This is a genomic window from Oceanimonas sp. MB9, assembly GCF_011319775.1.
GTDB lineage: Bacteria > Pseudomonadota > Gammaproteobacteria > Enterobacterales > Aeromonadaceae > Oceanimonas > Oceanimonas doudoroffii.
Genome location: NZ_VFBE01000005.1, coordinates 360,670 through 383,702 on the forward strand (window position 1 = coordinate 360,670; position 23,033 = coordinate 383,702).

The 23,033-nt window shown below is 62.5% G+C and carries 16 protein-coding genes; 9 read left to right on the forward strand and 7 right to left on the reverse strand.

The features are described from left to right. Positions 1-62 precede the first annotated feature (62 nt). From bcsG to OJHNALOF_RS17140, 9 genes are all read left to right on the forward strand, one after another. The gene (bcsG, locus tag OJHNALOF_RS04950) at positions 63-1,649 is read left to right on the forward strand and encodes a cellulose biosynthesis protein BcsG (RefSeq protein WP_165661338.1); all 1,587 of its coding nucleotides are present in this window, start codon (positions 63-65) and stop codon (positions 1,647-1,649) included. Further along, a complete protein-coding gene (bcsR, locus tag OJHNALOF_RS04955; protein ID WP_165661339.1) occupies positions 1,625-1,828 on the forward strand; it encodes a BcsR/BcsP family cellulose biosynthesis protein in 204 nt (67 codons plus the stop codon). The genes bcsG and bcsR overlap by 25 nt, the downstream gene beginning before the upstream one ends. Beyond that, entirely contained in the window at positions 1,825-2,532 is a 708-nt protein-coding gene (gene bcsQ, locus OJHNALOF_RS04960; RefSeq protein ID WP_094200189.1) for a cellulose biosynthesis protein BcsQ, read from the forward strand. The genes bcsR and bcsQ overlap by 4 nt, the downstream gene beginning before the upstream one ends. Next, positions 2,526-5,114, forward strand: coding sequence for a UDP-forming cellulose synthase catalytic subunit (gene bcsA / locus OJHNALOF_RS04965; protein WP_165661340.1), 2,589 nt, complete (start codon positions 2,526-2,528; stop codon positions 5,112-5,114). Before bcsQ ends, bcsA begins: the two co-directional genes overlap by 7 nt. After that, positions 5,111-7,372 carry a cellulose biosynthesis cyclic di-GMP-binding regulatory protein BcsB gene (gene bcsB, locus OJHNALOF_RS04970; RefSeq protein ID WP_165661341.1) on the forward strand — a complete coding sequence of 754 codons (2,262 nt, stop codon included), beginning with the start codon at positions 5,111-5,113 and terminating at the stop codon, positions 7,370-7,372. The genes bcsA and bcsB overlap by 4 nt, the downstream gene beginning before the upstream one ends. 3 nt (positions 7,373-7,375) lie before the next feature. Beyond that, positions 7,376-8,467, forward strand: coding sequence for a cellulose synthase complex periplasmic endoglucanase BcsZ (gene bcsZ / locus OJHNALOF_RS04975; RefSeq protein ID WP_165661881.1), 1,092 nt, complete (start codon positions 7,376-7,378; stop codon positions 8,465-8,467). Further along, positions 8,458-11,907 carry a cellulose synthase complex outer membrane protein BcsC gene (gene bcsC / locus OJHNALOF_RS04980; RefSeq protein WP_165661342.1) on the forward strand — a complete coding sequence of 1,150 codons (3,450 nt, stop codon included), beginning with the start codon at positions 8,458-8,460 and terminating at the stop codon, positions 11,905-11,907. Before bcsZ ends, bcsC begins: the two co-directional genes overlap by 10 nt. Positions 11,908-12,274: 367 nt before the next feature. Continuing rightward, on the forward strand, positions 12,275-14,110 hold the full coding sequence (locus tag OJHNALOF_RS04985; RefSeq protein ID WP_165661343.1) for a sensor domain-containing diguanylate cyclase: 1,836 nt from the start codon (positions 12,275-12,277) through the stop codon (positions 14,108-14,110). Positions 14,111-14,240: 130 nt separating this feature from the next. Then, positions 14,241-14,336, forward strand: a complete 96-nt coding sequence (locus tag OJHNALOF_RS17140; protein WP_094200183.1) for a DUF4113 domain-containing protein — start codon at positions 14,241-14,243, stop codon at positions 14,334-14,336. A 69-nt stretch (positions 14,337-14,405) separates the two neighbouring features. Here the strand turns inward: OJHNALOF_RS17140 and OJHNALOF_RS04995 are convergent, their stop codons facing one another. The 7 genes from OJHNALOF_RS04995 to OJHNALOF_RS05025 form a co-directional block, all read right to left on the reverse strand. After that, a complete protein-coding gene (locus OJHNALOF_RS04995; protein ID WP_094200182.1) occupies positions 14,406-15,827 on the reverse strand; it encodes a sodium:solute symporter in 1,422 nt (473 codons plus the stop codon). Positions 15,828-15,926: 99 nt separating this feature from the next. Further along, positions 15,927-17,414, reverse strand: a complete 1,488-nt coding sequence (locus tag OJHNALOF_RS05000) for an aldehyde dehydrogenase (RefSeq protein WP_206063618.1) — start codon at positions 17,412-17,414, stop codon at positions 15,927-15,929. Between the two features lie 15 nt (positions 17,415-17,429). Next, positions 17,430-18,716, reverse strand: a complete 1,287-nt coding sequence (locus OJHNALOF_RS05005) for a Zn-dependent hydrolase (protein ID WP_165661345.1) — start codon at positions 18,714-18,716, stop codon at positions 17,430-17,432. Between the two features lie 11 nt (positions 18,717-18,727). Further along, on the reverse strand, positions 18,728-20,434 hold the full coding sequence (locus OJHNALOF_RS05010; RefSeq protein ID WP_165661346.1) for a thiamine pyrophosphate-binding protein: 1,707 nt from the start codon (positions 20,432-20,434) through the stop codon (positions 18,728-18,730). Positions 20,435-20,447: 13 nt separating this feature from the next. Next, complete coding sequence (locus OJHNALOF_RS05015) at positions 20,448-21,212, reverse strand: CoA ester lyase (protein ID WP_165661347.1); 765 nt, start codon at positions 21,210-21,212, stop codon at positions 20,448-20,450. A gap of 10 nt (positions 21,213-21,222) precedes the next feature. Continuing rightward, positions 21,223-22,509: a TRAP transporter large permease gene (locus OJHNALOF_RS05020; protein ID WP_165661348.1), complete on the reverse strand. Its 1,287-nt coding sequence runs from the start codon at positions 22,507-22,509 to the stop codon at positions 21,223-21,225. After that, positions 22,506-23,033, reverse strand: a complete 528-nt coding sequence (locus OJHNALOF_RS05025) for a TRAP transporter small permease (protein ID WP_206063564.1) — start codon at positions 23,031-23,033, stop codon at positions 22,506-22,508. Before OJHNALOF_RS05025 ends, OJHNALOF_RS05020 begins: the two co-directional genes overlap by 4 nt.

The following is a 23,033-nucleotide window of genomic DNA, read 5'->3' on the forward strand; positions in this document are numbered from 1 at the left end:
CCGGCCCAATCGTTATCTCAGGCACAGGGGCGTGCGGCGAGTGAAGAAAAGGGAGACCGGTCATGAGTGATACCGAGGCTCGGGCCGTGCCGGCATGGCGTGGCCTGGGGCACTGGAATCTGTATTTTATGGGCAAGTTGCTGCTGCTGTGGCTGGGTTATCTGAACCTGCAGCCGGTGCCCAATCTGGCGCTGGCGGCCTTTTTATTGCTGCCGCTGCCGGGAGCGTGGCTCCGTCGCCTGCGACTGCTGCTGGCCCTGCCCCTGGCACTGGCACTGCTCTATCAGGACAGCTGGCTGCCTCCCTTTGCCCGTTTGCTGGCCCAGCCCGGTGTGACCGATTTCACCTGGGCCTATCTACTGGAGCTGGCGGGCCGCTTTATCAACTGGCAACTGTGTGGCCTGTTGCTGGCCATGGTGGTGGCCTATGTCTATCTTCAGGCCTGGGTTCGCTTTACCACTCTGACCCTGGCCGGCCTGGCCTGGCTGGCGTTGCAAGCCATGACGGGCGTAGCGCCGAGCATACCGATGGCGCCGGCCGTAACGGCAACCTCCGTCGATGCGCCGGTGCGCACTCAGGATGAAAAGCTGCAGCACTTTTACCGTACCCAGCAGCGGTTGCAGGTGGATTTTCCGGCCTCGGCGGGCACGCCGGCCCCCTTTGATCTCTTGCTGCTTAATATCTGCTCCCTTGGCTGGGACGATCTCGACGCCGTGGGCCTGAGAGACCACCCCCTGCTTGCGCGCATGGATGTGATTTTTGATCGTTTCAATACCGCCACCTCCTACAGCGGCCCGGCGGCCATTCGCCTGTTGCGGGCCGGCTGTGGACAGGGGAGCCATCAGAGCCTGTTTGAGCCGGCGCCACAGCAGTGCATGCTGATGGACAACCTGCGCAGCCTGGGTTTTGGCACCGATCTGGCCCTGAACCACAATGGCCGCTTTGACGATTTCCTCGGGGAGGCACAGCGTCAGGGTGGGCTGGCACAGCCCGTGGTGGAGCAACAGGGAATGTCACGCTACCTGATTGGCTTTGACGGTGCGCCCATTCGGCGGGATGGAGAAGTGCTTGGCCGCTGGTGGCAGCAACGCCTGCAACGGGACGGGCAGGCCAGGGTGTTGTACTACAACTCCACCACGCTGCATGACGGCAACCGCCGGATCCTGGCGGATGGCGGCACTCAGCCGGCGAGTTACCGGGAGCGAGTACAGGCACTGTTTGGTGATATTGAGCAGTTTTTTGAGCGCCTGGAGCGTAGCGGACGACCCGTAATGGTGGTGCTGGTGCCGGAGCACGGGGCCAACCTGCGCGGTGATCGCATGCAGATTTCGGGCATGCGCGAGCTGCCAGTTCCCGCCATTACCCATGTACCGGTGGGCGTGAAGCTGTTCGGCATGGGTGATAATGCCGCCGGTCCGTTGCGCGTGGAACAGGACAGCAGTTACCTGGCGCTGGCCGAGCTGGTGGCCCGGCTTTATCGGCAACGGGTGACCGAGGGAGGGCAGGTAGACCTGCCCAGGCTGCTTGCAAATCTGCCCGCCACCCCCTGGGTGGCGGAGAACGCCGGCAGCGTGGTGGTGCGGGAGCAGGACGCAACCTACATTCGGCTCAAGGAGGACGGCGATTGGCTACCCTACGCGGCAAAGTAAAGGCAGTGGAGAGATCGGCGGACGATACCCTTTATCTGCGCCGCCAGCTCGGTCAGTGGCAGCACCGGGATATTGCCGAGCAGCAGCGCCTTGATCAGGCCCTGCAGCGTTGGCCGTTGCTGGCCGAGCTTGCTTCAGCCGAGGCGGAAGTACAGCAACAGGAGGAGGCTGGCCTATGACCCTGCTTCGGCTGAATGGCATTCGTGGCGGCGTGGGGGTGACTTCGGTGCTGGCGGCCCTGGCGCAGGCATTGCACCGGCTCGGCCAACGGGTACTGCTGGTGGACCTGTCTCCCAACAATATGCTCGGGCTGCATTTCGAGTTGCCCTTTGCCCATGTCGATGGCTGGGCGCGGGGGGAGAACTGGCGGGAAAAAGCCCTGGAGCTGCAGCCGGGTCTGTGTCTGCTGCCTTATGGCAGGCTGGTCCGTGAAGAGCAGGAGCGCCTCGAGCTGTGGTTCAGGAATCGGCCCGGTGAATGGAACCGGCGCCTGTCGGGGCTTCGGGATGAGTTTGACTGGGTATTGTTTGACGCCCCTCAGGCGTTGCCCGGGCACGCCGAAAGCCTGGAGCCCGATCTGGATGTGCGGCTGATCCGCCCCGACATGGGCTGCCAGGTGCTGCTGCATCAGCAGCCCGAGCCGGAGTGGCTGTTGATCAACGGCCACGATCCCGCCAGCCGGTTACAGCAGGATTTGCTGTTGCTGTGGCGCCGGCAGTTTGCCGGTCGTTTGCTGCCGCTGGCGCTGCACCAGGACGAGACCATGGCCGAAGCGCTGGCCCACAAGCTTCCCCTGGGCACCTATGCCCCCCTGAGTGAAACCGCCGATCGCATTCACAGCCTGGCGGTGTGGTGCATGGGCAAACGGAGCCAGACATGCTGAGCCCGGCCCGTGCCTATGCCGCCCTGCGCCGGCGCGGATCCAGTCGGATCACCGCCCTGTGGCTGACCGGCTGGCAGCTGTTGGCCTGGCTGCTCCTGCGCCTGGAGCAGCCGGCGTGGCGGCACCTGCTTAATGCGCGAGGGCTGGCACACCTTGAGCACAGGGCGCCCCGTCCGGGGGATCCGCTGCGCTACCTGATTCAGGGCGGTTGGCTGTTGCTGGTCAGGCCCAGGCCCGAGCGGGGCGTCAGCATACGGACGTGGCTGCGAAAAGGCCTGGCCTGGCTGCGACGGCGGCGGGAACAACAGCAACGCTGGTTGCGCAGCCGGCTGTTTCGTTCCCTGGCGGGCTCGGTGAGCGCGCCCAGAGCGGTGAGAAGCCGGGCCTGGTGGCGGGAGCGGGGGCGCAGCAAGCGCCGCCTGACCATTTGGGTCATTCTTGGGCTGGCCTTGATGCTGGCCCTGCTGGGCGTGACCCAGCCCTTTGATTACACTGCCCAGCTGCTGTTCGTGGTGGTGCTGTGGTCGCTGGCCATGGTGGTGCGCCGTCTGCCCGGGCGTTTTCCCACCCTGCTGATGATAGTGCTGTCGGTACTTATTTCTTGTCGCTACCTGTGGTGGCGTTACAGTTCGACCCTGAACTGGAATGATGGTCTGGATCTGGCCCTTGGCCTGACCCTGTTGCTGGCGGAGACTTACTCCTGGCTTATCCTGCTGCTGGGTTATGTCCAAACCTGCTGGCCGCTCAAGCGCCCGCCCGCCCCCCTGCCCGCAGATACGCGGCTGTGGCCATCGGTGGATCTCATGATTCCCACCTACAATGAACCACTGTCTGTGGTGCGTACTACCGTATATGCCGCCCTGGGCATCGACTGGCCGGCCGACAAACTCAATATCTACATACTGGATGACGGCAGGCGCATGGACTTTCGCCGCTTTGCCGAAGAGGCCGGCGTGGGTTATATCGCCCGTACCGACAATCGTCATGCCAAGGCCGGCAATCTCAACCACGCCCTGAAACAGACCAGTGGTGAACTGGTGGCCATTTTCGACTGTGACCATGTGCCGGTGCGTTCTTTTCTGCAACTGACCGCCGGCGGCTTTTTGCAGGACCCCAGGCTGGCGCTGGTGCAGACGCCCCATCACTTCTTTTCGCCGGATCCGGTGGAGCGTAACCTGGGGCTGTTTCGGCGCTCGCCCAACGAGGGCGAATTGTTCTACGGCCTGGTGCAGGACGGCAATGATATGTGGAATGCCACCTTCTTCTGCGGCTCCTGTGCCCTGCTGCGGCGCAGTGCTCTGGAAGAGATCGGCGGCATAGCCGTGGACACGGTGACCGAAGATGCACATACCGCCCTGCGCCTGCACCGGCGGGGCTGGAATTCGGCCTATATGCGGATTCCCCAGGCGGCGGGGCTGGCCACCGAGAGCCTGTCGGCCCATGTGGGCCAGCGCATTCGCTGGGCCCGGGGCATGGCACAGATATTTCGTATCGATAATCCCCTGCTGGGCAAGGGGCTGACCCTGTTTCAGCGGTTGTGTTACGCCAACGCCATGCTGCACTTTCTGGCCGGCGTGCCCCGGCTGGTGTTTTTGCTGGCGCCCCTGGCCTTTCTGCTGCTGCATGCCTACATCATCTATGCGCCGGCCATTCTGTTGCTGCTCTATGTGCTGCCGCACATGATGCATTCCAGCCTGACGGCGGCGCGTATGCAGGGACGCTATCGCCGTACCTTCTGGGGCGAGGTGTATGAAACCGTACTGGCCTGGTACATCGCCCGGCCCACCATGGTGGCCCTGTTGGCACCTTCCAAGGGGGCATTCAACGTGACCGCCAAGGGCGGCCTGATGGAGCAGGCCCAGTTCGACTGGCGCATTGCCCGGCCCTACCTGGTACTGGCATTGCTGAACCTGGCCGGCCTGGGATTGGGGGTATGGCGCTTTATTTACGGTCCCGCTGCTGAGCAGGGCACCGTGGTGGTGACCAGTCTATGGGTGCTGTACAACCTGCTCATTATCGGGGCCGCCGTGGCCATCGCCGCCGAAACTCGCCAGGTACGGCAAAGCCCCAGAGTCAGGATGCGTTTGCCGGCCACCTTGCGCCTGCCCGGCGGGCACCTGTATTCCGGGGTGCTGCTGGATTATTCCGATGGCGGGGTGGCCATTCGCGTGCCCGGTGTGGCGGCACTGACGACGGGCAGCGAAGTGTCCCTGCTGCTGCGACGGGGCGAGCGGGAACACGTGTTTCCCGGCGTGGTCAGCCGCTCCCATGATCATGTGCTGGGCATTCATTTTGCCCGGTTGAGCCGGGAGCAGCGTATCGATTTCGTGCAGTGCACCTTTGCCCGGGCCGACGCCTGGCTGGACTGGCTTGAGCCGCGACGGGAGCGTCCCCTGCAGAGCCTGCTGGAGGTGTTTGCCGTCGGTGGCCGGGGCTATGCCCGGCTGTGGCGCTTTTTGCCCCGCCGGCTGCGTTTTGCATGCGAGCCCCTGCTGGCGCTGTTGCGCTGGCTTGGTTCCTTTTTACCGCGCTGGCCTCAGGCCAGAACCGATTCAGAACAACGAGAGTGGACAGCCTTATGAGCCGATTGCCGAGCCTGTTGATAACCAGCCTTGCCATGTTGTTGGCAAGCTCTGCCCTGGCCCAGGTGCCGTCCGGTGCCGAGCGCGTGTCCACCTGGACGCAGAACCACGGCTTCGATCAGCTGGCCCAGAACCGGGATATGCTGTTGCGGGGCGTCAAGAACACGCAACAGATCACCTTTGGCCTGCGGCGGGATCGGCTGGCCAGGGACGCGGCATTGCAGTTGGCCTATACGCCGTCTCCGGCACTGCTGCCGACGCTGTCGCACCTGCGGGTGTACTTGAATGAGGTACTGATGGACACCCTGGTCATCGAGCCGGGCGAGCCGGGCCGGTTGGTCGAAAAGCGTGTTCGTCTGGATCCTCGCCTGATCACCGACTTCAATCAGGTGCGTATCGAGTTTGTGGGCCACTACCAGGATATCTGTGAAGATCCCGCCCACAGCGCCCTCTGGCTCAACCTGGCCAAAAACAGCCGGGTGGAGCTGACTGAGCAGGCTCTGGCCCTGAGCAATGACCTGTCTCACTTTCCGCTGCCCTTTTTTGACCGCAATGACAACCAGCCACTGCAACTGGACATGGTACTGGCCCGGGAGCCCGGCCCCGCCGAGCTGCAGGCCGCGGGCGTACTGGCGTCCTATTTCGGCAGCCTGGCGGGCTGGCGCGGTGCCGGGTTTGAGGTGAGCTACGACAGCTTGCCGGCGGTGGGCCGAGGGCAGCCCCCCGGCCGTATTCTGGTGCTGGCGACCAATGAACGCAGGCCCGCCTTTATGCGTGACAACCGCCGCTTTCCCCCGGTCAAGGGGGCCGAAGTGCGGCTGATGGGTCATCCGGACGATTCCCTCACCAAGCTGCTGCTGGTGCAGGGAGAAGACGACGAACAGCTCGGCCGGGCAGTGCGGGCCCTGGCGTTGGGCGGCAAGCTGCTGCGGGGCGAGCGGGCGGTAATAGACGAGGTGCAACCGCTGGCGCCGCGTCAGCCCTATGATGCCCCCAACTGGACCCCCACCGACAGGCCGGTGCGGTTTGCCGAGCTGGTGGAATACCCCGGCCAGCTGCGTGCCAGCGGGCTGATTCCCGAACCCGTTGAGCTGACGGTTCGCCTGCCGCCGGACCTGTTCGTCTGGCAGAACGAGGGCATTCCGCTGCAAACCCGTTACCGCTATACCACGCCGTCGGCCGAGGATGACTCTCGACTCAATATCAGCCTCAATGGCGAGTTTATCGGCAGCCTGCCTCTGAACGGGGAACAGGGTAGCCAGCTGGAGCGGTTGCGTCTGGCGGTGACCGCCAATGAAACCACCAATGCCCATGATCGGCTGATGGTGCCATCGATAAAAATTGGCGCCCGCAATGTCATTCGCTACGACTTCAATTTCGCCACCACCTTTGGCAGTGCCCAGCCCGAGCGCTGCCAGACCACCCTGGTGGTGGACAGCCAGGCGGTGATTGACGAGAACTCCAGCATCGATTTATCCGGCTATTACCATTTCAAGGCCATGCCGGATTTGTCGGCCTTTGTGCACAGCGGCTTTCCGTTCAGCCGAATGGCGGACTTGTCCGACACCATGGTACTGATGCCGGAGGCGCCCTCGCCCCTACTTACCGGGCTGATGCTGGACACCCTGGCCCGAATTTCGGCCCATACCGGTTACCCGGCCATGGCACTGCAAGTCACCCACAAGGCGGCCGAAGTGCGTGACCGTGATGCAGACTGGCTGGTCTTTGGTCAGCTGCCGGCCGGCATGGAGCAGGCGCCCAGTGCCAACCTGGAACCTTCGGCGGGCTGGCTGTTGCAGGCCGCCAACGCCACACCGGTACAGGCCGCTACCCCGCAGCGGCTGAACCAGGACAGCTTTGCCGCCGAGGCTCGAGTGACGGTGTCGGCGGCCGGTCCGTTGGCGGCCCTGGTTGGCATGGAATCTCCCTATGTCGCCGGACGCAGCCTGGTGGCATTGCTGGGCAATGGTGACCAGGACTATGAATTGTTGCGTCAGGCCCTGCACGATGAAGCACGGTTGGGCGATGTCTTTGGCTCACTTGCGCTGGTGCGGGAAAGCGGGGTGCACAGCCAGCTGGTGGGGGAACAGTATTTTGTCGGCTATCTGCCTTGGTGGCTGAAACTCTGGTACCTGCTGTCGCCGCACCCGGTGTGGCTGGCGCTGTTGTCGGCGCTGGGTGCCCTGCTGCTGGCGGTATTGCTATGGCGCAGCCTGCGCTGGCTGGCGCATCGGCGTGAACTGGGCGACGAGGACTGAGTGATGAAGGCGGTCGTGCTGGCACTGCTGTGGCTGCTGATGCCCCTGCCGGCTCGGCCGGCCTGTGACTGGCCGTTGTGGCAGCAGTACAAGGCGGCCATGATGAGTGAAGACGGCCGCATTATTGATCATTCCTCTGCTCAGGCCATCACTACCTCGGAAGGGCAGAGCTACGGGCTGTTTTTCGCCCTGGTGGCCAACGACGCCACTGCCTTTGCCAGCCTGCTGAGCTGGACCCAGAACAACCTGGCCCAGGGGGATCTGAGCGCCCGGCTGCCGGCCTGGCAATGGGGGAGGGCCAGAGAAGGCGGTTGGCAAGTGCTGGATGACAACAATGCCGCCGATTCGGATTTGTGGATTGCCTATAGCCTGCTGGAAGCCGGACGACTGTGGCGACGGCCGGACTACACACGTCTGGGACGAGAGCTGCTGTGGCGTTCCGCGGCCCAGAGCCTGCGCCTGATGCCGGGGCTGGGGCTGGGGCTGTTGCCCGGTAACGCCGGCTTTGACAAGGCCCAGGGCTGGACGCTCAATCCCAGCTACCTGCCCTTGCCCTTGCTGGCGCGCTTTGCCGGCGAGTCGGTGGTGTGGCAGGACCTGGCCGCCAGCACGCGGCGCTTGCTGCTGAACTCGGCGCCGGCCGGGCTGGCGCCCGACTGGATCCTGTGGTCTGCCAACGGCCGGCCCGGTCCCGGTGAACTCGGCAGCTACGATGCCATTCGCGTGTATTTGTGGCTGGGACTGATGGCGCCGAGTGCCCCGGGACGCGCCGAGCTGCTGGCGCACTACGGCCCCATGCTGACGCTGACCCGGCAGGCCGGAGTGCCGCCGGAGCGGGTTAATGCGGCGACCGGCGCCGCCGAAGGCACCGGCCCGGCGGGTTTTTCCGCCGCCCTGCTGCCCATGCTGACGGCCGTGCCCGGGTTTGAAATGGTGGTGGCACGTCAGCGTGAGCGGCTGCGCCTCAACCCGCCGGCCCCTGATGCCTATTATGATCGCTCCCTGCTGTTGTTCGCGCTGGGCTGGGAGGAACAACGCTATCGTTTCGATGAACAAGGTCGATTACATGTGCCGTGGGAGGATTCATGCGAATAGGTATCTTGTCCAGTATCTGCCTGTTGATGGCTGTCCCGGCCGCCCTTGCTAAGCCTGACAACACCGCCGAGCAGCGTGTCTTGTTGCTGGAGCAATTGCGCACGGGGCAGGCGCTGTACCGGGATGACATGATTGAGAACGCGCTGAGGCGGCTGGCATTACTGGCACCTCAGGACGCCGACGTGGTGCTGGCTGGAATCGAGCTCAACCTGCGGCGGGGTGATATGGAGCAGGCCAGGGCGGACTTGCAGCGACTGACTCAGGACGGCGATAACCCTCGGCTGCTGCGGCAGGCTCAGGCCATGGTCAATGCCCACGAAGGCGAAGGCCGGGCGTTGCGGCAACAGGCACAGCTGCTGGCGGCCAGTGGTCAGCCCGAGCAGGCCATGGAGCTCTATCGGCAATTGTGGGGTGACGAACCGCCCGGCCTGAACCTGGGACTTGAGCACTGGCGTACCCTGGCCAGCGTGGACGGACAGCGCCCCCAGGCGATGGCTCGGCTGCAGCAACTGGATGCGCGTTATCCTGGCAATCCCGAGTTGCGTTTGCTGTTGGCCAGGCTGTGGCTGGCGGAAGATAAGCCTCAGCCGGCACTGGCGCTGCTGGGAGAGCTGGCCGGCAACCCGACGGCGGCCAACCGGGCCGCCGAGCTGGAGTACAACTACCTGGTCGAGCTGCCGGTCTCGGCGCAGAGCGAGGCTCTGTGGCAGCGTTTTCTCAGCCGCTATGAGGGCAGCAGTTACGAGGCCGGCGGACGGCGCCAGTGGCAGCAACAGCGGGCCTTGTTGCAGGATCCTGCCTGGCAGGACGGGCAGCGAGGCATTGCCCTGGCGCAACAAGGGCGCTACCACTCGGCCTTGCCCCGGTTGCGCCGGGCGCTGCAGGGCTATCCGCAAGATGCCGCCCTGCACGGTGCCCATGGCCAGACGCTGATCCAGCTGGAACGCTACGCCGAAGCTGAAGCCGCGTTGGGGCGAGCGGTACGGCTGGAGCAGGATGGCAGGGTTATCGCCAAGTGGCAGGAGCTACACCGTTATGCGCAAAGCCTGGTGTGGCACGATCGTGGCCGGCAGGCGCTGGCCAGACAGGAGCCGGACCGGGCCCGGGGCGCCTTTGAGCAGGCACGACAGTTGCGTCCCGGCGACGTGCTGCCCTTGCTGGGTTTAGCCGATGTGGCCCTGACGCAGGGACACTGGGCCGAGGCCGAGCAACGGCTGGAACAGGCGCGTAAACTGGCGCCAAACGATGCCCGGGTAGTTTATGCCCTTACCGACTTTTATCGCCAAACGTCACCGAAGCGGGCCTTGGCCGTGCTGGAGTCTCTACCGGCCGGTGTCCGCCGGGAATACAATGATTTGGAAAACCGCCTCAGGCTGGAGCGGCTGGCGCAGGAAATTGAGCAGGCCAGGACAGGGGGGCGAACTCATGACGCCATTGCCTTGTTGCGCAAATCAATACAGATTGCCCCGCCTCAGCCATGGAAGGCTTATGAGCTGGCGACGTTGTTGTGGCAACAAGGGGATACCGAGGAAGCGACGGCGGTATTTCCCCCTTTGCTGCGTTCGCACGGAGATGATCCCCAGGTTCGCCATGCCCATGCCCAGTTTCTGGCGTCATATGACAACGATGAAGCCGCCCTTTCCAGTTTGCGACATATTTCTCCCGACGCCTGGTCTGATGGCATGCGTGAGCTTTTTGTTCGTCTTGAAGGAAGTCTGCGCCGGGAAAAGGCCACACAATTGCGTGAGCAGGGTCATAACGAACGGGCGCTGGCACTGCTGACGCAATCGGGAACGGTGGAAGATCACCTGTTGCAGGCCGGCTGGCTGATGGAAGACGGACAATACCGGCAGGCACTGGCCCTGTATGAGCAACTGAGCCGCGAGCACCCCGATAATACCGAAGCCTGGCTAGGGGTGGCGGAAAGCCGGCTGGCGTTGCAACAGCCTGGCGCGGCTCGGCAGTGGCTGCAGGAGCATTCCCTGCCTAATGATGCCAGTGTGAACCAGCGGCGTCGCTATATCAACTTGCTGGTCGGCAGCGGTCAATCTCGGCAGGCGGAGCAGCTGATGGCAGGGTTGCTGGATGAGGCGCCGACGGACCCCTTACTGTTGCGGGATGCGGCCCGCCTGCAGCCCGTGCCAAACCGGGCCCTGTTGCTCTATGGGCGCGGGCTGGCAGCCACCGGGGAGCTGGCGCCCGATGCCCTGGCCCCCCTGGATGGGGCCGCCCTGACCCAGGCCAGCCGGGAACGAGCGGAGGATGACTGGCTGCAGCGCAGCCTGAAGCGGGAAGCGGCCGATCTTTACCGCCGGCAGAATGCCACCCTGCAAGTGCAGCATGATTTGGGCTGGCGAACCGACAACAACCCGGAAGGGGTTAATGATCTCAGTCTGAACACCACCATGGTGAGGGCCGAATGGCCCTGGGTGAACGGCCGGGCCTGGGTGCAGGCCGAGCACATCAGGCTGAATACGGGCTCGCCCGCCGCCGATGATCGTTTCGGCGCCTGTAATGCTGTGGGCAACTGTGCGACCGGCTCCCTCGATACCTCGGGCTCCGCACTGGCGCTGGGCTGGCAGGGAGAGGCGTGGAGCTGGGATCTGGGCCACACCCCCCAGGGGTTTGAGGTAAGCAACTGGCTGGGCGGGCTGAGCTACGCCGGCGACTGGCGCGATATTGGTTACAGCATAACGCTGTCACGGCGGCCCATGAGCAACTCTCTGGTGTCTTATGCCGGCGCGGTCGATCCCGTGACCGGCCTGAGCTGGGGGGGCGTGACCGCCACCGGCCTGACCCTGGGCCTGAGTCGGGATCAGGGAGGGAAGGACGGCGTCTGGGCCAGCCTGGGTGCCCACCAGCTCGAAGGGGAGCGGGTGGACAACAACCGCCGTTTCAGCGCCATGACCGGCTACTATTATCGCCTGACCGATACACCGAATGAGCAATTGCGGGTGGGCGCCTCCCTGCTGTATTTCCACTATCAGAAGGATTTGAGTGAAGACACCCTGGGCCAGGGGGGGTACTACAGTCCGCAGCACTACCTGTCGGTGGGGCTGCCATTACGCTACGGTCAGCGCAGCGGACGTTGGTCCACCACCCTGGAGGCTTCGCCGAGCTGGTCCTGGTCTCGCTCCGAGGGTAATGATCTATATCCCGGCCAGTGGTCTGCCATTGCGGACAGCGGCAAGCCCTTGCTGGCGGGTGCGGCCCGGCGCAGCGATGACGACAGCAACAGCGGTCTCGGGCTGAGCCTGGCGGCCCGGGGGGAATACCGGCTGAACGAGCGCTGGATTCTGGGCGGGGGCCTGAACTGGCAGGTGAGCGAGGACTATGCGCCCGGTCACGGGTTCCTGTATCTTCGTTATTACCTTCAGCCCTGGCTGGGAGATCTGGACTTTCCGGTTGAGCCGCTTGCCCCTTATGCGGAGTGGCGCTAAGCCATTATTGGCAATACGTCATCAGCCGGTTTTAAGTGTTGTCTTTTTTTAGTTCAATAAGCAAAGCTGTCACTGAAAAACGCCTTGTTTCACCGGAAACAAGGCGTTTTTTATTTATCTCAATGACCTGTCCGTTATTTCAATGCCGTAAAGTGAACCTCACTCTGGTATGGTCACCGATTTAACCGGTCGCTATGACCGTGATTAGTGTGGCGGAATAATGATGTTTAAACGGATAGTGCTATGGTGGCTGATAGCCTGGGCCTTACTGGGGCTGGGCTTGTGGGTTGGAAAGGCGATTTACGACAACGGGCTTCAGCAACAGGCGCTAAACCGCCATCAACATCTGATAAAGGCTGCCAGAACCATGTTGCACGAACACCTAATGGTGTCCGTTCAGGATACTCAGCAGCTCTCGGCGGTGGCCTTTGAACTGGGCTACCTGGATAATCCTACCGAGCAAAACCAAGAAATGCTAAAACGGGTATTTCTTGACAGTGCCGCCATTTATGGCCGCTATGATCAAATTCGTATACTGGATCTGAACGGTCACGAGCGTATTCGCGTTAATAATTCCAACGCAGGTGCCGAGGCTGTGCCTGAACACAGGTTGCAAAGTAAACGGGATCGCTATTACGTTCAGCAGGGGCTGAAGCTCAGTCCCGGGCAGGTTTACCTGTCGCCGCTGGATCTGAATAAAGAGCGAGGCGAGCTGGAAGTGCCCTTCAAGCCCACCCTACGGTTGGTGCGCATGATGAAAAGTGCCACAGGTGAGCCTGCCGGCCTGCTGGTGCTTAACCTCAAGGCCGCGGGTATGCTCAATCAGTTTATTGAGCTGTTCCCTGAAGGCGACCGGGCCATGCTGCTCAATGCTGATGGCTACTGGATGGTGAACCATGAGCCGGACAATGAATGGGGCTGGATGCGTGAACAGCCGGAACTTACGGTTGCCAACTGGGAGCCGGCGCTATGGCAGCAGTTACAGCAGTCCCGGTCGGGCAGCCTGCATCTGGAGCAAAACTTATTTACTTTTCATTGGCTGGATATTGCCAATATCTACGAAAGTACTTCCGTTGCGCGATACATAAACGATCTCGGCCTGGTAAGTGATGTGCAGGCATCTCAGTGGGCCATTCTGGTGGAGTCTGATCAGCAAAGGTGGCAGTCGGTGGCTATCTATCACCGCCCCTGGTTCAAGGGAGTCCTGGCCGGCTGTTTTGCGTTGGTACTTCTGGTGGTGTATCTGATCGTGCGTAATCGGGAACAGGCACGGGAAAAAGCCGTACTGCAGCGTGAACAGCTGGACAATTTCAGGGATCTCTATGAAAACGCTCCCATTGGCTATATCACCCTGACCCAGGATGGACGCATTACCAACGTCAACAGGCGCACCCTGGAATACCTGGGCTACCGGCGTGAGGAGCTGATTGACCACATGCACCTGGCCGAGCTGATGGAGGTGCATTCGCTGGAACAGGCACAAGCCATGCTGGCCAGCATGATGGAGGGGGAAGAACGTTATCAACGAATCAGGATCAACGCCAAAAACGGTGACACTCTGGTGATGTCCTGCAGCGTGTCGTCGCGCTTAAGTGACGAGCGTACCCTGGAACTGGGTCGGTTCAGCATGCAGAACGTCAGTCAGCAGGTTTATATGGAACAACAATTGAAAGAGCTGGCGTTAAAGGATCCTCTGACCGGTGTGGCCAACCGACGTTGGTTTGATGAGCAGGCCGAGCGGGAGATGACCCGAGCCCACCGGACCGGCTCGCCGCTGACGCTGATGGTGATGGATATCGACTATTTCAAAAAGATCAATGATACCCATGGTCACGATGCCGGCGATGAAGTACTCAAGGCCCTGGCGGAGCATTGTCAAAGCATCATTCGGCGAGCGGATCTGCTGGCCCGCTTTGGCGGCGAGGAATTTGTGTTGTTGTTGCCCGACACGTCACTGACACAGGGAATTCACAAGGCTGAATCCATTCGTCACGCCCTGGCCAGTTTTCGTGTCATGGTAGCAAATGAAACTGAAATCCGGTTTACCGTATCGCTGGGGGTGGCCGCAGTATCAAGCCGTCATGCCGACATCAAGACCTTGTTCAAGGCCGCCGACGACGCGCTCTATCAAGCCAAGCAAGCCGGTCGCAACCGGGTGTGTGTCGCCGCTCTCGGTCATGAGCATGACCGGTTAGAGCGCTGAACACGTGGCTGCTATCACTCGAAAATGCACTGTTTTTATATGCAGTATGTTGTGGTGGTGGAAATGGCAATCCTGATGGGGGCGCATAAGGCATTTTTGAATCCATTTCTGCTGGTAGACCGGGCGTCCCGTGGCTTTCCCGGCCCGTCCCGGGATCACGTGGAGCAGGGCATTCCTGTCGCCGGCCTACACCACCCGTATCAGCGATTTGCCACGCGTGTATTAAGGCCGGCAGACGCCGGCGTGATTGCTCATGCCGGCGTCTGCTTTGGCGGGAGGAAGTTAATGGAGCCGGCTATGCTCGCGCTTTTTGCTGCCGGGGAGACAGGATCACCGGCAGCAGCAGCAGGGCAATGGGCAGACCGATGAAAATGGGGTGAATGCCAAAGGGCTGACCGATCAGCTGCCAGCCAACCGCCGAGCCCAGGCCTGTCCACATGGCCAGAATGCCGGCGGTGCGGTTCAGCTCCTTGGCCAGCAGGGCGGCGATGGCCGGCACCAGCACGCCACAGACCAGCATGGCGCTACCCAAAATCCAGATGGAAACCAGCTTGGGCGCATACAGGGCCAGACCGGCGGAGAGCAGTGACATGATCACCACCGAATGACGGCTGAGGCGCAGCAGCAGCTGGTTATCCTGGGCTTTCTGTGTGTTCAGGCGGGGACGGATAATGTCGTTGGCAATGGACGAGGCGCCGGCAATAAAAAAGGAGTCGGCGCAGGACACCACGGTAGCCAGCAGCACCACTATCATCAGGGCGATCATGGGCAGCGGAAGGGTGGCCTTGAGCACCGCATAAAAGGTGAGATCCGGATTGGCCACGCTCAGGTTCATGCCCAGATAGGCAAAGCAACCAATCAGTACCGCCGCCCCGGCCACCAGGAAGTTAAACACCACGGCCACACTGTAGCTGGTATAAGCCACCTGAGCGTTTTTGGCGGCCCAGAAGCGTTGCCACAGATCCTGGCGCACAAACTGGTAACCCCCTATGGTCAGCAGGTAAATAAACAGGTCGCTGGTATCAATGCCGGTGAGGCTGAGAAAATCTTCCTGGCCAGTCAGTTTGTCACTGATAGCGATGTTCTCCCAGCCGCCCGAGGCCTGATAAACAATGGCGAGCAGCAGGAAAATACCCAGGGTTTGCAGGGTGCCCAGAATGGCGTCAGACCAGATCACCGCCTTCAGGCCGCCCAGGTAGGTTTTCAGTGTCAGCACCAGCCAGGTGAGCATAATGCCATGGGCCATCTTGAGGTCGAAGAGCAGGTTAAGCACGGTGGCAATGGCGACAAACTGCATGCCGGTAATGGCCGAATAGGCGCAGACCATGCTGATCACCGTGGGCAAACGGGCGCCATCACCGTAACGGTTCACCATAAAGTCGGCCAGGGTCACCATCTTAAAGCGCTCGCCATAGGCTCGAATGCGGCGCACCAGGAACAGCAGCAGAATGCCGGCAATGGTAATGGCGCCGGGCAGCCACATTTGTCCCAGGCCCTGCTGAAAGCCTTTAGACATAAAACCGAGCAGGGTGGAGCCGCCGACGGCGGTGCCCACCAGGGTGCAAATCATGGGAAACATTCCGGTAGCACGGCCGGCCATGTTGAAGTCGTCATAGGTCTTGATTTGACGGAAAAAATAGTAGGACAGGCCAATCAGGCCCAGGGCGCATAGCACCACCACAACGGAAAGAACGAAAGTATCTGCAGCTGAAAACATCACAGCACCATCCTTGTTGGTTTAATCGATACTTGAGGCCGGCGAAACCCCACCGGCCCCTAGTAAGTGTGACCCGGTTATTCAGGTCTGGAGGCAGGCCTAATCCAGGTGCATCCAGGTGGTTTTGAGATCGGCATATTTGCTCAGGGCATGGAGCGACTTGTCGCGTCCGAACCCGGATTGCTTGACGCCACCAAAGGGCACGCTGATATCGCCATCGGCATAACAGTTCACCCACACCAGGCCGGCCCGCAGTCGTTTCGAGACTCGGTGCGCGCGGCCGAGATCCCGAGTCCACAAACCGGCGCCCAGGCCATATACGGAATCATTGGCCAGGGCGATGACCTCTTCTTCGCCGGTAAAGCGGGTCACCCCCAACACGGGACCAAATACCTCGTCACGCATCAGAGTCTGGTCATGCCGACCTTCCAGTATGGTTGGCGGCAGATACCAGCCTCCGGCAACCGGTGCCGTGGTATTGCCACCGGCCAGCAGCTTCATGCCTTCATCCTGGGCCAGGGCAATATAGTCCTGCACCCGCCGGTATTGGGTGGCATCCACCATGGCGCCCATGGGGGAGTTGGGATCCAGTGGGTTGCCCGGCTGCATTTGCGCCGCCGCCGCGGTTAACAGCGACAAGAACTCGTCATAGATGGCATCCTGAACATAGAGTCGGGAACCGGCAATGCAGACCTCGCCCTGGTTGGTAAAGATGCCGGCGGCAGCGGCCCGGGCCGCCGCCGCCAGATCCTTGCAGTCATCAAACACGATATGGGGAGACTTGCCGCCGCACTCGAGCCAGACCCTTTTGAGGTTGGAGTCACCGGAGTAGTGCATAAAGCGCTTGCCGGTTGCGGTGGAGCCGGTAAAGGCCAGGCAGTCGACATCCATATGCCGGCCCAGGGCCTGGCCGGCCACGGCGCCCAGCCCCGGCGTGACATTGAATACCCCGTCCGGCAGCCCGGCCTCGCCGGCCAGGGCCGCCAGCCGCAGAATACTGAGGCTGGACTGCTCGGCGGGCTTGAGCACCACACTGTTGCCCATGGCCAGCGCCGGGGCAAACTTCCAGGCGCTGATCATCAGCGGGAAATTCCACGGGGTGACGGCAGCCACCACGCCGAGCGCCTCGTGGGTCAGGGTGGCGTGTACATGGTCGGCGGTCGGTGCTATCTCATCATACTGCTTGTCGAGGGCCTCGGCATACCAGGCCACGCAGCGTGCGGTTTCCGCCAGATCAAAGCTCAGGCTGTCGGCGATGGGCTTGCCCATCTCCAGGGTCTGTAACAGGGCCAGCTCTTCCGCGTGCCGTTCAATCAGGGCGGCAAAGCGCAGCAGGGTCGCCTTGCGCTCACGGGGCGCGCGCCGGGACCAGCTGCCGGATTCAAAGCTCCGGCGGGCGGCGGCCACGGCACGGTCAATGTCCTGCTGGCCGCAGGCGGTCACTTCCGCCAGGGCTTCGCCGGTGGCCGGATTGCGGGCGGTAAAGGTGGCGCCGTCGGCGGCGGCCATATAGGCGCCGTCAATATAGGCGCCGGTAGGGATCTCCAGCCGGCTGGCCAGTTGCTCCCAGTAAGTCAGATCATGCAAGGTCATGGAGAACTCCTACTGCGCCTGGTCAGTGGGGGGAATGGGCTCGGCAGTTTGCAGCATGGCATGCAGCAGTACATTGGCGCCGGCTTCAAGGTCCTCGGGTTTGGCGTCTTCGCATTCGTTGTGGCTGATGCCATCGACACAGGGCACAAAGATCATGGCGGTGGGGGCCACCCGGCTGATATAAACGGCGTCATGGCCGGCACCGGTCACCATATCACGGTGAGGAATGGCCAGCGCCTCGGTACAGGCGCGAACCCGTTCAACCAGCTTCGGGGCAAAGGGCGTCGGCGGAATGCGCTGCACCTCGAACAGTTCCACTTCGATGCCGGCGTTATTACCGTGGGTGTCACACAGTTCACGCAGACGTTGCTCCATCGTGGTCAGCACCGCCGGCTCGAGGTGGCGCAGATCGACACTGAAGTTCACCCGCCCGGGAATTACATTGCGCGAATTGGGGAATACCCGGAACTCGCCGCAGGTCACCCGGCCATGAGGGGCATGGGGCTCGGCCAGGGTCAGGATATCGCTGACCAGGGCGCAGGCGGTCTGCAGGGCGTCCCGACGGTATTCCATCGGCGTAGGTCCGGCGTGGGCCTCCTGGCCGGTCACCACCACATCGAACCAGCTGAGGCCCAGTGAGCCGGTCACCACGCCCACTTGCAGCTGTTCTTTTTCCAATACCGGCCCCTGTTCAATATGGGCTTCAAAGTAGGCCCCGAGGGTGCGTCCGCCCACCGGCATGTCTCCGGCGTAGCCGATGCGGGTCAGTTCATCGGCGACACTGATGCCATCATGATCCCGCGCCGCCAGGGCCGCCTCGGGGGTGAACATGCCGGCGAAAGCGCCGGAGCCCATCATCACCGGCACAAAGCGGCTGCCTTCTTCATTGGTCCAGATCACCACTTCCATCGGCGCTTCGGTGGTGATGCTCTGCTCGTTCAGCACCCGCATTACTTCCAGGCCGGCCAGCACGCCGTAGTTGCCGTCAAAGCGCCCTCCGGTGGGCTGGGTATCAATATGGCTGCCGGTCACCACCGGCGGCAGATCATTATTGCGGCCCGGGCGACGGGCAAAGATATTGCCGAGTCGGTCAACCCGAATATCCAGCCCCGTGTCCCGCAGCCAGCCGGCCACCAGATCACGGCCCTGGCGATCCTCATCGGTTAACGCCAGCCGGCAGTTGCCGCCCTTGGGCGTGGCGCCCACACGCGCCAGATCCATCAGTGATGCCCACAGGCGGCTGCCGTCAACACGCAGCGCATCGGTTGCCAGTGGTTGGTTTATTGCAATCGTCATGTTCGGGTTCCTCAATCCTGGTGTTGCTGGCGCAGCAGCGCATCGTCACGAAGCTGGCTCAGCAGGGTGCCGGGGGCGATGCCGTCCGGGTCGTAGCGCAGTTCTATCAGGGCCGGCAGTTGTTCACGCTCGGTAAAGGCCAGGGCACGTTCAAAGGCGGCGGCAAACTGGTCGTCTTCGGTCACCACCTCACCGTGTCCGCCGTAGGAGGTGATCAGCTGGCTGAACTCGGGGTTGGTGAAGGAAAGGGCGATTTCGCGGCCCGGGAAGCCGCTTTCCTGGTGGGCGCGAATGGTGCCGAACATGCCGTTGTTGAACACCAGCACGATCACGCCCACCCGGTATTGCAGCGCCACACCCAACTCCTGCATGTTCATCTGAAAACAACCATCACCGGCGAAGCACACCGCGGGTTGATCCGGGTGTTCCATCTTGAAGGAGATGGCCGCCGGCAGGCCGTAGCCCATGGAGCCGACGGTGGGAGTCAGCGAGCTGCCGAGCCCGAAATAACGGCGGTAGCGGTGAGGGTAGAGGGCGTAGTTGCCGGCGCCGACGGTGATGCAGCCTCGCTCACCCAGCATGTGGTCGACCTGCAGCGCCACCCGGTCCAGGCTGAGCGGGCCGGGCGCGGGCTGACACTCGAGGGAAGCCAGGTAGGCGTTTCTGGCCTGGTCGGTCAGGGGGGCCCAGGCCGGTGCACCCGGCAGTTCGGGTACCAGATCCAGCATGGCGCTGAAGCCGTTGACATCGGCATGAATGGCAAGATCGGCCTGATAGACACGGCTCAGCTCTTCCGGATCGGCATAAACATGCACCAGTTTCTGCCGGGGCCGGGGCGAGTTGATCCAGCGGTATCCTTCGCTGGTGGCTTCGCCCATGCGGGTGCCGACGGCGATGATCAGATCGGCTTCTTCCAGCTGCTGGCGTAGTGCCGCATGCATGCTCCAGCCCACATGGCCGACAAACTCGGGTTGGCGCTGGTCATAACACTCCAGCCGGCGCCAGGCCACGCCAACCGGCAGCTTGAAGCGGCGGGCAAAGTCGGTGACGTGTCGCTGGGACGACGGGGTCCAGCCGCTGCCGCCCACCAGCAGGAAGGGACGTTTGGCGGCGGCCAGGCGGTGGCCGAGTTCGGCCATGTCTGCCGCCCCCGGATAGCTGAAGCGGCGCGGCACCGGTTTGAGCTGTTCCACCTCGGCTTCGCCCCACAAGGTATCTTCGGGCAGGGCCAGCACCACGGGGCCGGGGCGGCCGGTGGTGGCGACGGTCCAGGCGCGGGCAATGTATTCCGGAATGCGGTCGGTCCTGTCGATCTGGGCAACCCACTTGGCCATGGGGCCGAACATGCGTCGGTAATCGATCTCCTGGAATGCCTCGCGCTCCACGAAGTCGTTACCGACCTGGCCGATAAACAGGATCATCGGGGTTGAGTCCTGAAACGCGGTATGCACACCGATGGAGGCGTTGGTGGCGCCCGGCCCTCGAGTGACAAAACAGATGCCTGGGTCTCCGGTCAGCTTGCCGTAGGCTTCGGCCATGTAGGCGGCGCCGCTTTCCTGTCGGCAGACAATGGGCTCGATGGCGTCACGGTGTTCGTTCAGGGCATCGATACAGGGCAGGTAGCTTTCGCCGGGAACCAGAAAAATGCGGCGGGCACCGAGATCCCGAAGTTGCTGGATCAAAATCTGGCCGCCGTTACGGCGAGTCGGGTTGGTCATTGTTATCTTCCTCTCAGGAAATACGGTAAAAGTCTGATGAATGTTGTTGGTTGTTTTGGCTGGCATGCAGTGCCGGCAGTTGCCCGGTATTGACCACACAACGGGCCCTGAACCCGAGCGCCACCGACCAGGCCTGATCCTGTTCAAAGCCCTGTGGCGCCGGCCAGGGGCCGTCGATGGCGAGCACGCCGGCAGCCTGGCAGGCCGCCAGAAAGCGCTGGCGATAGGGCCGGATGGCGTCAACCCGGTTTGCCAGTGGCATGTCTGCCGGCAACCGCAGGTCGGTCGCCAGATCGCCGGTGCCGATCAGTGCCGCACGCAGCCGGGGACTGGCTGCCAGCAGCTCATCGGCACGACTCAGTCCGGCCCGGCTTTCCAGGGTTGGCACCATGGCGGTGCTGCCGAGGGGAATCCCAAGGGCGGCCTCGCCGGTATCCAGCAGCCCGGCGAGGTCCCGCAATTGGGACACCCGCTCCACCTGTGGCAGAAATACCGCGGCCGGTCGGGCCGCCAGCAACAGCTGCAATTCCTGCTCACCGCCGTTTTCCAGTCGGTTGATGCGTACCAGGGGCAGGCGCGTCCTGGCCCGGCAGTCATCGGCAAAGGCATGAAAGGCCAGGCAAGCCTGGTGTTGTTGTGCTTTGGGAGTGAACTCTTCCAGGTCGACCACCAGTGCCTGGGCGTTGCTGGCCAGGGCCAGCTCACGCCGTTCGGGCTGATGGCCGGGCAGAAACAGCCAGCTGCCCGCCCGATTCAGAGAGAGGGAGTCATGGTTCATGGTCAGCTCCTCACTCGCTCATCAGGTTTGGCAAGAACAGCACCAGCTCGGGCACAAAGGTCAGCAGCATCAGCACGGAGAACATGGCAACCAGCATCATCACCAGGGGGCGCAGCGACTCCATCACGCTGATACCACCGATCCGGCAGGCGGCCATGAGATCGACACCCAGCGGAGGCGTGTTGGCGCCGATGGCCAGGTTAACGGTCAGCAACACCCCGAAGTGGACAGGGTCGATGCCGTATTGGCTCAGCAGCGGCATGACGATGGGGGTGATAATGATGATGATGGCGATGCTTTCCATGAAGGAGCCAAGGATCAGCAATACCAGGGTCAGCAGCAGCAGCACGCTGGTCCGGCTGTCGGTCAGTTCACCTATCAGTGAGGCGATGGCCTGGGGCACCTGCTCATAGGTCAGTCCCCAGGCAAAGAGGCCGGCGGCACCGATGATCACCAGAATGGCGGCGCTGGTTTCCGCCGTCGCCTTGACACAATTCAGGAGGTCGGTCAGGCGAAGGTTGCGGTACAGACCCATGCCGACGACCAGCGCATACAGGCAGGCCGAGGCCGCCGCTTCGGTCGGGGTAAAGACGCCGAAGCGAATGCCGCCGATGATCAGTACCGGCACCATCAGGGCGGGCAGGGCATCGACAAAGGCGCTGAGCTTTTCGCTGGTGGTACTGGGGGTGCCTCCGCCCCAGCCATGCTTGCGGGAGACGTAGAGGGCGACCCCAACCAGTGCCAGGGTCAGCATCAGGCCGGGGATCACGCCGCCCATGAACAGTTTGCCGACCGAGGTATTGGAGGTGGTGCCGTAAACGATCATGACAATGCTGGGCGGGATCACGGTGCCGATGGAACTGGCGGTGCCCACCAGCGCACAGCTGAACCCCTTCTGGTAACCGCTGCGTTGCATGGCCGGCAGCAGCATGCTGCCGATGGCAATGACGTCGGCCACCCCGGAGCCGGAGAGGGCACCGAAAATCATGCAGGCCAGCACGGCGACCACCGCCAGACCGCCCTTGATATCTCCCACCAGGGTGATGCACAGACGGACTATTTTCTGGGTCAGCCCGGCGCTGTTCATCAGCTGAGCGGCGAGAATGAACAACGGAATGGCCAGCAGGGTAAAGCTTTCCATACCGGCGGCGAATTGCTGGGCAGAGACCAGCATGGGGGCGGCCGCAAATGCCGCCAGGTACACCACGGCAGCAATCAGCAGGGCAAAGGCGATGGGAATATCAATGAGTATGCCGAGACCAAAGACCCCGAGCATGGTTAAGGCGCCGGCGGTCATAGAGCGTCTCCCCGGTTAAACAAGTGAATCAGTTGAGCCAGCGCCATGGCGGCACAGCCGACGGGTACCGCCAGGTAGCTGATTCCGGCCGGAATTTGCAGGGCGGTGGTGGTCTGGCTCATGGTCAGCATGGCCAGCTCCCAGCCGGCCTTGGTGATCACCAGCAGCATCAGCAACACCAGCAGGTCGCCGATATGGGTCAAGACCTTCAGCCAGCGAGCCGAACGTACCAACAGCGGCAGCAGGCCGGCACTGAGGTGTGAGCGATGACAGGAACAGGCCACGGCACCAAGCAGGGTGGACCAGAGCAAAATCAGCTGTGGCAACTCTTCGGCCCAGTGTGGCGGCTGACCCAGCACCCAGCGCATAAAGACCACATAACCGACCAGCGTCGCCAGCGTGGCGACGCCGGCGGCCGCGAGGCCGTGGCAGACAAGGCTGAGTGCAGATGCCATTCGGGTCAGCACTCCGACCTTGCCCCGCCGGCTGACATGGCCGGCCGTTTCGGCAAGTCTGGTAAGCAT